General features: G+C 36.3%; 10 protein-coding genes and 1 pseudogene. All 11 read left to right on the top strand.

Annotated features, from left to right (window positions below; genetic code table 11):
* Positions 1 to 11 precede the first annotated feature (11 nt).
* Positions 12 to 833: a UTP--glucose-1-phosphate uridylyltransferase gene (locus AC1M36_RS01845; protein WP_336452258.1), complete on the top strand. Its 822-nt coding sequence runs from the start codon at positions 12 to 14 to the stop codon at positions 831 to 833.
* Between the two features lie 323 nt (positions 834 to 1156).
* A pseudogene (locus AC1M36_RS01840) lies at positions 1157 to 2166 on the top strand (phosphotransferase enzyme family protein).
* A gap of 55 nt (positions 2167 to 2221) precedes the next feature.
* Positions 2222 to 2737 (top strand): GNAT family N-acetyltransferase, encoded by a 516-nt coding sequence (locus AC1M36_RS01835; RefSeq protein ID WP_336452256.1) that lies wholly within the window; start codon positions 2222 to 2224, stop codon positions 2735 to 2737.
* A gap of 245 nt (positions 2738 to 2982) precedes the next feature.
* Entirely contained in the window at positions 2983 to 3891 is a 909-nt protein-coding gene (locus tag AC1M36_RS01830) for a LysR family transcriptional regulator (protein ID WP_479845541.1), read from the top strand.
* 291 nt (positions 3892 to 4182) lie between these two features.
* The gene (locus AC1M36_RS01825) at positions 4183 to 5385 is read left to right on the top strand and encodes an acyl-CoA dehydrogenase family protein (RefSeq protein ID WP_479845540.1); all 1203 of its coding nucleotides are present in this window, start codon (positions 4183 to 4185) and stop codon (positions 5383 to 5385) included.
* Between the two features lie 18 nt (positions 5386 to 5403).
* On the top strand, positions 5404 to 6588 hold the full coding sequence (locus tag AC1M36_RS01820; protein WP_479845539.1) for a CaiB/BaiF CoA transferase family protein: 1185 nt from the start codon (positions 5404 to 5406) through the stop codon (positions 6586 to 6588).
* Positions 6589 to 6613: 25 nt separating this feature from the next.
* Positions 6614 to 8182: a class I adenylate-forming enzyme family protein gene (locus AC1M36_RS01815; RefSeq protein ID WP_479845538.1), complete on the top strand. Its 1569-nt coding sequence runs from the start codon at positions 6614 to 6616 to the stop codon at positions 8180 to 8182.
* A gap of 88 nt (positions 8183 to 8270) precedes the next feature.
* Entirely contained in the window at positions 8271 to 9509 is a 1239-nt protein-coding gene (locus tag AC1M36_RS01810) for an MFS transporter (protein WP_479845537.1), read from the top strand.
* Positions 9510 to 9733: 224 nt separating this feature from the next.
* Complete coding sequence (locus AC1M36_RS01805) at positions 9734 to 11158, top strand: M20 family metallopeptidase (RefSeq protein WP_479845536.1); 1425 nt, start codon at positions 9734 to 9736, stop codon at positions 11156 to 11158.
* A gap of 162 nt (positions 11159 to 11320) precedes the next feature.
* The gene (locus tag AC1M36_RS01800) at positions 11321 to 11716 is read left to right on the top strand and encodes a YidH family protein (protein WP_336452249.1); all 396 of its coding nucleotides are present in this window, start codon (positions 11321 to 11323) and stop codon (positions 11714 to 11716) included.
* A 465-nt stretch (positions 11717 to 12181) separates the two neighbouring features.
* Positions 12182 to 13510, top strand: a complete 1329-nt coding sequence (locus AC1M36_RS01795; protein ID WP_479845535.1) for a YjiH family protein — start codon at positions 12182 to 12184, stop codon at positions 13508 to 13510.
* Positions 13511 to 13741 lie beyond the last annotated feature (231 nt).

Here is a 13741-nt window from a genome sequence, read left to right as displayed (position 1 = left end):
GAGCGAGGGTCGTGATAAAAAAAGCAATAATTCCAGCTGCTGGTTATGGAACGCGTAGCCTTCCTATTACAAAAGTAGTTCCAAAAGAGATGTTTCCGATAGGAAATAAACCTGCGATTCATTATATTGTAGAAGAAGCTGTAAAATCTGGAATTGAACAAATATTAATTGTTCTTTCAAGAACAAAGAATTTAATAGTTGATTATTTTGATTATTCATTAGAATTGGAAACGTTTTTAAAAAGAGAGGAGAAATCACATTTATTAAATGAATTTTCTATTCCGGATATTCAAATTCATTATACGAGGCAACCTTATGCAAGGGGACTAGGTGAAGCAATAAAACTAGCGGAAACATTTATAGGGAATGATCCTTTTGCTGTACTTTTACCAGATGATATCGTAATTTCGGATAAAGAACCAGCTTTAAATCAATTAATTAGGATATACGAAGAGGTAAAAAGTAGTGTACTAGGTATCCATACAGTACCGGATGAAAATTTAGAAAAGTATGGGATTATAAAAGGGGATATAGTAAAAGAGGATTATATGCAAATTACAGATATTGTTGAAAAACCGAAAGTAAATCCCCCATCTAATTTTGCAGTGATTGGTCGGTATGTTTTTACACCAGATATTTTTCCTTTGTTAAAAAACATACAGCCTGGAGTCGGAGGAGAGTATCAACTCACTGACGCAATCCATTCTTTACTTACAATGAAAAATGTGTATGGGAAAATCATCGATGGAAACCGATATGATATTGGACAAGAAGATGAATATATTCAACTTCTTAATCTTATACATGGACAAAATAAAGGAAGTAAGAATTAAAGAGTGGTAATAATTATTCATGCATGTGAGTAGTTTAATAAGTATTTATTAAACTACTCACATGCATTGTTGTAGATTTTTTTATAAGATTGAAAAGAAAGAGAGTAACAAGGGAGTTTGATTCGAAGTTTGAAATGTTTTGCTATTTTCCCAACTTTAGAACCTAAAATGTACATTAGAATTTATTACAATAAAATTGAGTGTTTTACAGATTCACAAAGGGGTATAACAATTGGTGAGATGTAAATATTTTCGTAAATAGTATACATGGAGAGCATGATAATTAGCATATGAGACCTGGAATTTAGAAAAGAGGGTAACAAATGAGGTTGTTGATAACAAGAGCTGTAAGTCATTATTTCAAAGATATTCACACATTACAAATAGAAGATGAATTACACAAAAGAAGTTGGAATAAAGATTTCCATTATAAAATCAATGTAAATGGAAAAAGATATTCCGCAAGATTTTTAGGTGAAAAACGAACAGAAAATCCTGCTTTTGGGCATATAACAAACAAGCAATTAGAAGAGCAAATAAGGTTTTCGCGTTATGTAAGGGAGCATGATATTCCTTTTATGAGGATTATACAATCCTCTACTAATCAACCATTTGTTTCTTTCACATGGAATGATGAAGCGTATCGATTTGTATTATCGGAATGGATTGAAGGTATCCATATTACATATTGTGACGAAAATATTGCCGAGGAATTTGGCAGAGAGGCAAGAAGGTGTCATGATATTTCCAGCAGATTTCAAAGTTCTATTTTTTTAAAGGAATCACATTTACATGGATATAAGGAATTCATAAAACTACTTCGTAACGAAGTACCTGTACGTAATATTTTGAGTGAGAGCACAAGCGCATTACAAAGTTATCTAGAAGTGGCAGAATATCATATTGAGAAAGCGTATTCGAAAGACTTAAACTTCATTATACAATCAGACTTAAACCCTCTAAATATTATTTGGGGTTTGAATCAGAAAGTGAAGGGAATTGTAGATTTTGAATCAATTACTTATGGAGACCGTATAGAAGGGTTAGCGTGGCTTATAAAGTGGTATTCTCGAACGCAAGGGATATTCTCACATGAAGTTTGTCCTAAAGTTGCTCAAGCATTTTTGAAGGGATATGATGCAGGTGATTTTTTAGATTCGACTGAGAAAGACTGTCCTCATTATTATGGTTGTCTGGTTGCTTGAATTGGAATTTTGTTAAGAAGACACTTGAGATTTTAGAAGGAAAAAATTGTGAAAGGTTAATTGAAGAACATCTAGAATTTTTTAAGCTACGAGGAGAAATTTTATATTCCTTATTAAAAGGAGATTGATTGTTTCTTTTTTATTCTAATAAAAAGTCGAGAGACTAAAAAGGAGGAAGAAACAATGTATCAAAATACCCTTGAAGGCTATCAAATTAGAACTGCGCATAGCGAGGAAAGTATTCTTATTATTCATATGCTAAAAGAAGTTGCACGGTGGTTAAAAGAAAAAGAAATCGACCAGTGGCAGTATCTTTTAGAAGGTGGAGATGACGAAGAAATCATGGAAGCTGTAATAAATAAAAATACTTACATCATTTTGAAAGAAAATGAAATGATAGGAACTTTTACAGTGTCTTCCATACAAAATGAATGGGATCGCCATATTTTTGGAGAAGATGTTTTTTCTGATTCACTATACTTACATAGACTAGCGATTATCCCAAAGTATATGAAGAGCGGAATAGGTGAAAAGGCTTTGATGTGGATTCAAGATAATAAACACGCTGATAAAAAGTTCTTAAAGTTGGATTGTGTTGCAAATAATACGAAACTAAACAACTTCTACAAAAACAATGGTTTTAAGCATTTCGGTTTGGTTGATGGTCATAATAAGTATCGAAAAAGGATGGGGAAATAGCTCCCATCTTTTTTCGGATAGTTGGTTTATACTTACATCTTACAGTTGTTATTAAGGAGGAGTTTAGAAAGGTGCAACGAAATCAGTAATGGGATTAACCTTGTAAAAGTAGTCTTCCGAAAGTCTATTTGGGTAAAAAAGTAATTGCACTCAGCTACTTTATAAGAAATTAGAAAAAACATAATTGAAAGAGAATTTGTTTAGATGCATGATTCGGAAAAGGAACTTAAAAAGGGTGGGTTGCAATGAATATTGAACAATTACAATATATTATCAAGGTTGCTGAGACACGCTCTATTTCTAGTTCATCAGAAATCCTCCACATCTCTCAGGCTGGAATCAGTATGGCTATTACAAACCTGGAGAAAGAACTGGGTATAAAAATATTCAAGCGATCGCGAACAGGTACAATACCGACAAAAGAGGGGAAGGAAATCATCCAAAAAGCTTATGAGGTCGTGAACAAACTTCAAGAAATAAGAGATAAGGCTCAGACTTATTCAGATACTATGGAGAAGGAATTGAGACTATCATCAACTCAAGGATTGTTTCTGACCATTTTGCCTAAAGCTTTAGCCTTATTCAAGAAAAAGTATCCGAATGTAAACGTTATTATCGAGGAAAAGGGAGGACATTATGTTATCGATGATGTTGTAAAGGAAAAAGTTGACATTGGACTCATGCATATCCCGAAAAAGAACCCGAAAGAAGAAAAATTAGATTTTCAAATTCTATTGAAAGGAAAACTAATCGTTACTGTTGGTAGGAATTCTTCATTAGTTAATCGAAAAAATGTAACTCCACAGGATTTGCTTGAGCAGAACCTTGTAGTCTATAACGGACCGAACATGCATGCATTCATCCGATATTTTTTTAATCGTTTTGGTAAAATGAATATTTTATTTTCTACAAACAATACAGAAATTATGAAAAAAACTGTGGCTGAAGGTTTAGCTATTTCTTTTTCTTATGACGTTGGAATTAACACCGATCCATATTATCTAAGCGGTGAACTTATTCCTATTCCATTAATCAATATGGAACACAATTCCCTAGATATGGGATGGGTACAATCAAAGAAACATTGCTTGTCGAAAGCTGCCAAAGAGTTTATCAAGTGTCTTGAACTCTATGCATCTACTTATAAATATTAGTACGGTATCTTCGTGATATTTGTACTAATATTTTTTTATTCAATGATTATTCATCATATTTTTGGAACAAGGTTGAATGTTATTTTTTATTTTTTTACATCAATTTTATTTAAGTTATTATAACTAATCGTTAATTTACTTAAATAAAATTTATAACTATAATTAACTAAAGATTCAGAAAAGATAAAGGGATTTAAATCATAATACAAGGTAAGTTAACAAATTATAATTCTGGTATTCACTTAATTATGTAACTATATGAAGTCAAACAAGTAGAAAGAAGGGAAAAATATGATAACAGCAAATGGAGAGAATTTAAAGGTACTTCATACCCAATTGTGTAGTTTTATTCAAAATGAATTACTTCCTTATGAAGCAGAACAGAAATTGAATGCCGAAGAGGATATTCCGATGGAAGCGATTAAATGGGTTAGAAAACGATCAAGAGAATTAGGGTTTTACGGGATTAACCTACCTAAGGAGCTTGGAGGAAAAAATCTTAGCTTAAAAGGGCTGTGCTTGTTGAAAGAAGAACTGGCTCGTTCGGGAGCAGTATTATGGGGGCAGGTTATCGGAGAAATAGGGGGACCACTAAGAATCGGACAAATGCTGGACAGTTTTACACAAGAACAGAGAGAAAAGTATCTTCTTCCAATTGTTACTGGAGAATCTAGTTGTTGTTTTGCTCTCACGGAATCAAATGCGGGCTCAGATGCATTTGCAATTGAGACGACAGCTGTTAGAGACGGAGATGATTATATATTAAATGGAAAGAAGCGGTTTATTAGTGCAGCTCCTTATGCTGATTTTGCCATTGTGATAGCCAAGGAATTGATGGATGAAAAGCAAGAGAGAATCACTGCTTTTCTTGTAGACAAAAAAACATCGAATATTCCCGGTTTCGAATTAGGAAATATTCAAGTCCCAATTTCAGGAGAACGCATTCATGCTGAATTAATATTTAATCAATGTCGAGTTCCAGCTTCCAATATTATTGGAGAGCCAGGAAAAGGATTGCTTCTTGGAATGAAAAGAATTAATGCGAATCGCGCTTCACATGCTTGCGGATTTGTCGGGATGGCTCAACATCTTCTTGATTTATCGATAGAACAAGCTAAAACACGGGTTCAATTTGGGCGCCATATTGCAGAATTTCAGGCTATCCAGCATATGCTTGCAGACATGACTACGGAAATCTATGCAGCTAGATGCATGGTTTATGATGTGATTGAAAAAATCGATCGGGGAGAAGAAGATCGTGCCGGTGCATCGATGGCCAAGCTGTTTGCATCGGAAGTGGTTAACCGCGTAGCTGATAAGGCAATCCAAATCTTCGGATCACAAGGGTTGGAAAAAGGGCATCCTGTAGAAAAAATGTATAGAAGTGCACGTATGTTTCGGATCCTTAGCGGCACCTCTGAAATTCAAAAAAATACGATTGCGAAAGAGTTATTGAAAGAACAGGTCTCTAATAATTTTTTAATAAGACAATGAAGGGAGAATAGACGTATAATGTATGAATATTTTAAGCAGATAAAAGTCATTGACTTATCTCGGATACTTCCTGGACCTTACTGTACCATGCTGCTAGGTGATTTAGGAATGGAAATCATAAAGGTTGAAGATATTGCGCATGAGGATATCACAAGAGATATGGCAAAACCGATATTCAATATGGTGAATCGCAATAAGAAGTCAATCGCTATTGATCTTAAGCAGGAAGAAGGGAGAGAAGTTCTCTGTCAGCTGGTAGCAGAGGCGGATGTTTTTTTGGAAGGGTTCCGCCCTGGTGTTTTAGATCGCTTAGGATTCGGATATGAACAGGTGAAAGGAATAAATCCACAGATTGTTTATTGTTCTCTTTCCGGGTTCGGACAAACGGGTCCTTATAAGGATCGCGCCGGCCACGATTTAAATTTTTTGGCATTAGCCGGTATGGTTGGTATTCCATCACAAATGGAAATGCCTACGACACGTCCTGCTACTCGGATAGCCGATTTGGCTGGAGGGATGATGGCCGCATTTTCAATTCTTGCTGCCCTCATGGAGTCCAAACATTCAAAGCAGGGGCAGTATGTCGATGTTTCTATGACAGATGTATTGGTCACTTGGGTGGGATTATTCTTGCCTGCTCTGATCAAAAACGAGAAAGCGCTTTCTGAAAGGGAGTCTCCATTGGTGATGCCTGGAAATGACATGTATGAAGCTAAAGATAGGAAATGGCTTGCTCTCGGATTAAATGAAGATAAATTTTGGGCGAAATTCCTACATTGTCTGCAGGAGGAATTTCCAGCCCTCAGTTTGAAGCAATGGAGAAGCCCGGTGGAAAGAATGCATAGAAAGATAGAGCTACACCATTTGATAAAAGGAATTATTCTGTCTAAGCCATTCAGTTATTGGGAGAAAATTTTTGGTTCATCGGATATTCCATGGACTCCTGTTAACAGTGCCATTGATGTTATTAGAGATCCACATTTGAAAGCAAGACAGATATTCTATCACTGTTTTAATCAGGAAACAGGTGAGAAAGAGCTTCATGTCAGATTCCCTACATTATTTTCTACATCACTTCCAACTTGTCAAAGTGCAGCTCCAGCGTTAGGAGAACATACCGAAGAAATATTACAAAGCTTGAATTATCAATCTTCAACAGTGGATCATTTACGAGAAATAAAAGCTGTTGGAATCTACAAATAGACTATTAGGGAGGTATTAAATTTCTATGCAACAGACGACATTTCAGTCACTGCTTTTGAAAGGAATGAACAGGTTTGGGGACTTGCCGGCGATAACCTTATTACCAGCAGAGGAAACATTAACGTACAAGGAGTTGTTAGAAAAATCACGACGTATAACTGAATATTTACTCAGTTTAGGTGTAGGGAGAGGCACCCATGTTGCTACCATTATTCCAAATAGCCTGGAGAATGTGCTGTTCAATGTAGCTATTTCGCAATGCGGTGCTATTTTGGTTCCGTTAGGAGAAAAGCTAGGGGTTCATGAGGTTGATTTTATTTTGAAAGAATCAAAACCTAAAGTTGTCATTATGGCAACACAACCTCATGTCGAAACAGTTCTTGAATACTTGCAGGGAGCGGAAGATGGTTCTGTACGCGTTATCGGTCTGTCTAAATTCGGTATCGACTATCCTAATAAGTTTGAGGTATTCCAATGGCCAGAAGAGACAGTTTGTCCAGATTTACCGACTGTCTTGCCAGAAGATATCGCACTTTTGTCTTATACAGGTGGAACAACAGGTACACCTAAAGGAGTAATGCATTCTCAGAGAGGACTAGGAGCTGCTATGATCTCAGCTAGCATCGAGGATTCACTTGATGACCAAGATTGTTTGCTACTGAGCACCCCACTCGTACATTCAGCTGGTTCGCTACTTTGGAGGTCTCTTATTTCAGGAGTACACGTGTATATTATGCGTGGATTCCAAGCTGAATATATTATGAATACAATTAAGCAATACAGAATTACGTCTACATTCATGGTACCGACCATGTTGTACAGACTACTTGATTTGGCGAAGGAAATAGACTATGACGTGAGCTCCGTCAAGAATATCTATTATGGTGCTTCTCCTATTTCTCAAGAGCGTTTGAAGGAAGCCTTTGAAGTATTTGGACCAGTTATCCGTCAGCAATATGGGATGACAGAATGTAATATCGTTATTTCGAGACTTTCTAAAAGCGCTCATATTTGGGCTTATCATAATAACATGGAAGTATTGAAGAGTTGCGGACAGCCGTGTTTGATGACCGAAGTACGTATTATTGACGACAATGGGAATGATGTTAAGCCATTAGAGCTCGGAGAAATTATTGTGAAATCTCCAACTATGATGGAGGGATATTATCAAAAACCTGAACTAACTATAGAGACAATCCGTGACGGCTGGCTTTACACCGGTGACATCGGTAAGCGGGATGAAAATGGTTTTTTATATATTGTGGATCGAAAGAAAGATATGATTATTTCAGGAGGAATGAACGTATATTCAGCAGAAGTGGAGCGCGTGGTAAATCAGCATCCGGCTGTTTCATTATGTGCTTGCATCGGTGTTCCTCATCCTGATTGGGGTGAAGCAGTCTGTGTAATTGTGTCTCCAAGGGATGGAGTTAGCTGTACGGAAGAGGAAATCATCGATTTTTGTAGGAAGAACACTTCTAAATATATGGTACCTAAAGAAGTTTATTTCCGAGATACCTTTCCGCTCACAACAATCGGAAAAATCGATAAGAAGGCGTTAAAAACAGATGTGCTTGCAACGAATATTAACTAATGGATAACTTAAAAGCCGAGGCTTATTATATTCTCGGCTATAAGCTCTTTTTGTTTAGAAGTATTTTCTAAAAAAGAGGTGAAAGCGAATGGATAGTTATTCGGGCGGTAAGCGAAAATTTATTATTTTGGGTTTTCTATTTATAGCAATGATTTTAAGTTTTTTTGATCGTTTGGCAATTAATGTGGGGATTATTCCTATTGAAGAAGAGTTTCAACTTAGCCCTTCCCAGACTGGAGTGCTGATAAGTGCATTCTTTATTAGTTACTCTTTTATGCAGCTATTAGGTGGATGGCTGACAGATAGATTTGGTGCAAGGGTAATGATAATTATTTCTCTCATAAGCTGGTCAGTGTTCACAATGATGACAGGTTTTGCTTGGTCTTTTGCCTCCTTATTATTTATTCGCTTTTTATTTGGATTAGGGGAAGGGCCGTTCCATTCGGCAGCAGTATTGTCTATTCATGAGAATTTTCATGAAAAAGAAAGAGGAAGAGCAAATTCATTTTTTATGTCTGCTCAAAGTATTGGAGGCGTTTTGGGAAGCATAGTTGCTGCATCAATGGTAGTAACTCTAGGATGGCGGTGGATGTTTATCAGCCTTGGCATTCCGGGGATTTTAGTAGCTATAGCATTCTGGTTTGTCTTGAAACCTCAAGAAGTCCAAACTCCCAAAAAAAGTAACCAACGCTTAAATAAAGTTTCTTTAAGAGTGTTATTTAAAGTAGATAACATAGGGAAAATCATTTTTGCCAAGTTTTTTTCAAGTATCGTAAACTGGGGTCTTATCTCTTGGATGCCGATGTACTTGGTGAAGGAGAAGGGGCTTGATTTGGTATCTGCAGGTGGGTTAATAGTTATTCCGTATATTGCCAGCTTTCTAATGTTTAATATAAGTGGTTGGCTTCTTGATAAATATATGGTAGGCCGAGAGAAGTATCTTATTATCATAGGTTCCCTTTTCACTGCATTATTTATCAGCTTCATGTTTAATGCTACATCCATAACGCTTTTTATCACGTTTTTTACATTAACTGCGATGGCTATATCTTTCATCGGAACAACGCTTCTTACTATTATATTAAAATATGGGCCAAAGGAACTCATCGGCTCTGTAACAGGGGTTATAAGTTTTGTTGCTCAAATTGCCGGCGCGATTTCCCCAGCTGTGATTGGATTCATTATTAGTCTGTTTAATGGCTCCTATGATGCAGCGTTTTGGTTTTTAATCGTTTCTGCGTTTTTAGTTGCAATTGCCGGGTTTACTATAAATACAAACAAAATGCATTTATCTGGAAAACAGGCTGAAAAGACAGTATCAATTTAATTATGAGAGGAGAGAATTAGCAAATCTGGTCATCCTCACCTCCTATATGATGTAACTTTGTGTTTCACTTCTTGGCGGGATAATTTTATAAATCTTGCCTATTATAATACATACACGAGGGTCAAAAGCATAGATAGGTAAAATCTAAAAATAGGTATAGTCACGATGAGTGAGCTAAATGTTGAATTACTCCGTTTTATTATTCAAAAGAAGGGGTGTTTACTATGTTAAATCATAAAAGAATTGTAGAAATTATTGAAGATAAGAGGGAAATGTTTATTCATATAAGCGACCGTATATGGGATTACGCTGAAACTCGATTTGAGGAGTTTCGCTCTGCCAATCTACTTTGCGAGGTACTAGAAGAGGAAGGATTTACAGTGGAACGTGGAGTCGCAGGTATGGAAACTGCATTTATTGGAAGTTACGGAAGTGAAGGTCCTATCATAGCTATCCTCGGAGAATATGATGCTCTCTATGGTTTAAGTCAAGAGCGTGGAATGACGATTTATCAACCGATTCAGCAAGGAGGAAACGGTCATGGGTGTGGGCATAATTTGCTTGGTGCGGGTTCATTGGCCGCTGCAGTCGCTGTACGGCATTATATGGAAGAGAATAAAATAGAAGGAACAGTTCGTTACTATGGCTGTCCAGCGGAAGAGGGAGGAGCTGGAAAAACGATTATGGTTCGCGAAGGCTTGTTTCAGGATGTGGACATTGCTGTTTCGTGGCATCCCTTTCCTATAAACGCGGTAGTATCGGTGACCAATCTGGCAAACTATCAAGTGTATTTTAAGTTTAAGGGAAAAGCAGTACATGCCTCTTCTGCTCCTCATCTTGGACGCAGTGCACTGGACGCCGTAGAGCTAATGAACATTGGGGTTAACTTTCTTCGTGAACATATTGTTCCAGAGGCTCGTATTCATTACGCGATTACTAATCCAGGGGGATTCTCACCAAATGTTGTGCAGGCGGAAGCGGAAGTACTCTATAAAGTCCGCGCCCCGAAAATGTCTCAATTAGAAGAATTGTATCAGCGTGTATGTAAGGTTGCCCACGGTGCAGCCATGATGACTGAAACAGAAGTGGATATCATTTTTGACAAGGGATGTTCCAACCTGATTCCTAACCAAACGCTAGAAACTATTATGTACAATAACTTCCGTAAGCTAGGTGTTCCTACTTTTGATGAAGCAGAAAAGGAATTTGCTCGTCAAATTCGCTCTACCCTATCGGAAGCGGATAAACAAAATATGTTTCCAATACAGGTAGATAAAGATTTCATGAATCAGCTGAAAGAAGAGGAGCTTTCTACTGTACTCTTACCTTACATAAACAAAACGTTTGAAATGAAGAGTTCGACCGATGTAGGAGATGTCAGCTGGATAGTCCCCACTGTACAGTGCACGACTAATTGCTTTGCGATGGGGACGCAGCCTCATACTTGGCAAGTTGTAGCGCAAGGAGGGACATCTATTGCTCATAAAGGTATGCTTCATGCTGGAAAAGTAATGGCAGCTACTGCTATCGAAATTTTGCAAAGTACGGAACTTGTCAACAAAGCAAAAGCTGAGCTAAAAGAAAGGTTAAATGGTGCTAGTTATATTTGTCCAATTCCAGAGGAGAGCAATCCTATTAAAAGTCAATAGCTTCCTAAAATCTATTTAGCCCCGACAGTTGCCGCTTGATAACGAAGGGCTATTTTTTTATCTTATTATTTTGCTTCGAAACTTTGGATTCTTTTATTAAGTAATGGTTTTTGCTATGTCTCTTTATAAAAATTCGCTAATAAAGGAGGGGATTTCTTAATTATGGAAGCTTTAAATAAGAAGAAAGGATTACCAGAAGAAAGTGTGAAATATGCCCAACAGTATTTAGCTAATGAAAGAACTTATCTTGCATGGATACGAACTGCTATATCTATTACAGGAGTAGGTTTTTTAACGACTTCATTACATTTTACTATTAAAATTAGCTCTAATTCATATGTTAATATATTAGTAATAGTTCTTGGAATTTTTGCGTGTGTTATTGGTTTCATAACTAGCGTGTTGTCTACTGTTCAATATGCAAGAAAAAGAAGAGAAATTCAAGCAGGTATCTTTATTCCGGCTAATCAGTCTATTATTTTTGTATCAATCCTTTTTTCGTTGTTAATTTTTATGATTTTTATGTATCTGTCTCTCATACTATTTATGAAACCTTAATCACATTAGAAAATTGAGTTTAATGAAATAATAGCTACTTTTACAGTATCTCCTATACAAAGTGAATGGGATCGACATATTTATTGGAGAATAAGAGATTTCTAATTCACTTTATTTACATAGACTTGCTGTTATACCTAAAAATATGAAGTATGTATGGCATAGGTAAAATGATATTGCGCTGGATACAAGAAAATATGCAAGGTGATAAAGAGTATTTAAAGTTGGATTGTGTTGCAAATAATACGAAACTAAACAACTTCTACAAAAACAATGGTTTTGAGCATTTCGGTGTGGTTGATGGTCATAATAAGTATCGAAAAAGGATGAGGAAATAGCTCCCATTCTTTTTTCGGATAGCTTGTTAACACTTTACACATTAAGTTTGTTATTTACTATATACAGAAAAAAGAGGATTATGAAATATTTATACAGAATATTTAGATAACTGGAGGTGTAAAGGAATTGAGCCAAATTGAATTAGAAAACAAAATCGTAAAAACAAGGCAGGAGAAACAAATCATTCTTCGTTTTATCCTTGCTAGTTTGGTTGGTATCTTTATGTTTTTTGTACCTGTTACAATCAACGGTACGTCATCAATCATGATTGATCACATTGTATCTTGGATTCGAGGAGCGGTTCCAACAGCTGTACCATATTATGCTTTATTTGTCATGACAATTGGTGCAATATATCCATTTTATACAAAGAAATGGAGTGCATCAATTGTAGATATTTGTTTTTCATTCTTAAAAGTTATTGGAGTCGTATTCGGAGTATTGTACTGCTTTAAAATAGGACCCGCTTGGTTTTTTGCTCCTGATGTTGGACCGTTTCTTTATGAAAAACTAGTCGTGTCGGTAAGCTTACTTGTACCAATTGGATCAGCATTTTTAGCACTATTAGTCGGATATGGCCTATTAGAATTTATCGGGACATTTTGTAGACCAATTATGAGGCCGTTATGGAAAACACCAGGGCGTTCAGCAATTGATGCGGTAGCGTCTTTTGTTGGAAGCTATTCTTTGGCCTTATTAATTACGAACCGCGTGTATAAAGAGGGGAAGTATACAATTAAAGAAGCTGCCATTATTGCAACAGGCTTTTCAACGGTTTCGGCAACATTTATGATCATCATTGCTAAAACGCTAAATATTATGCACTTATGGAATTTATATTTTTGGACCACACTTATCGTAACATTCATTGTAACCGCTATCACCGTAAGAATCCCGCCACTACGAACGAAACCAGATACATATATTACGAAAGAAGGTTTTCCAGAACCAGTTTATAAAGAGAAGATGTTAGAGCGTGCTTGGGAAGATGCGTTAGAAGTATCGAAATCGGCGCCGAGTGTGATGAAAAATATTTTGGTTAACTTAAAAGACGGGTTCATTATGACGATGGGGATTTTGCCATCCATTATGTCTGTTGGATTAATCGGTATCTTACTAGCGAAATATACGCCGGTATTCGATTGGATTAGTTATATTTTTTATCCGTTTACATGGATTATGCAGCTTCCAGAAGCCGAACTAGCTGCAAAAGCAGCATCAGTTGGAATTGCGGAGATGTTTTTACCGTCATTACTTGTTGTGAGTGCGCCACTTGTAACTAAGTTTGTCATCGCAGTTGTATCCGTATCGTCTATTTTATTTTTTTCAGCATCGATTCCATGTATTTTGTCTACAGATATTCCGTTAAAAGTTTCCGAACTTATTATTTTGTATGTGCAAAGAACAATTTTAGCATTGGTGATTATTACGCCAATTGCATATGTTTTGCTTTAAGGGTGTAAAGGTCTCTCTTATATTATTAAAGTGATTCCTTTTGAATTTCTAGTGAAAGAAATTTTTGGGTACGAACCATTCACCATGTACAAGATTCGGTATGTATACGGTTATTGAAATAAATAATGGAAGAGATAATATGGATTCTTTGTTATTTGGAATGTTGGGAGGAATCATATTTAGTATCATCACGATCGGACTTCAAATTAAATGGAAATTACAATCTATTGA

Source organism: Bacillus sp. Medicinal_06 (genome assembly GCF_056711665.1).
This window is presented reverse-complemented; position numbering and strand designations above follow the sequence as displayed.

Excerpts from the sequence above, each read along its gene's own strand:
- AC1M36_RS01835 (WP_336452256.1), top strand. The coding sequence starts at position 2,222 with ATGTATCAAAATACCCTTGAAGGCTATCAAATTAGAACTGCGCATAGC.
- AC1M36_RS01830 (WP_479845541.1), top strand. The coding sequence starts at position 2,983 with ATGAATATTGAACAATTACAATATATTATCAAGGTTGCTGAGACACGC.
- AC1M36_RS01825 (WP_479845540.1), top strand. The coding sequence starts at position 4,183 with ATGATAACAGCAAATGGAGAGAATTTAAAGGTACTTCATACCCAATTG.
- AC1M36_RS01820 (WP_479845539.1), top strand. The coding sequence starts at position 5,404 with ATGTATGAATATTTTAAGCAGATAAAAGTCATTGACTTATCTCGGATA.
- AC1M36_RS01815 (WP_479845538.1), top strand. The coding sequence starts at position 6,614 with ATGCAACAGACGACATTTCAGTCACTGCTTTTGAAAGGAATGAACAGG.
- AC1M36_RS01810 (WP_479845537.1), top strand. The coding sequence starts at position 8,271 with ATGGATAGTTATTCGGGCGGTAAGCGAAAATTTATTATTTTGGGTTTT.
- AC1M36_RS01805 (WP_479845536.1), top strand. The coding sequence starts at position 9,734 with ATGTTAAATCATAAAAGAATTGTAGAAATTATTGAAGATAAGAGGGAA.
- AC1M36_RS01800 (WP_336452249.1), top strand. The coding sequence starts at position 11,321 with ATGGAAGCTTTAAATAAGAAGAAAGGATTACCAGAAGAAAGTGTGAAA.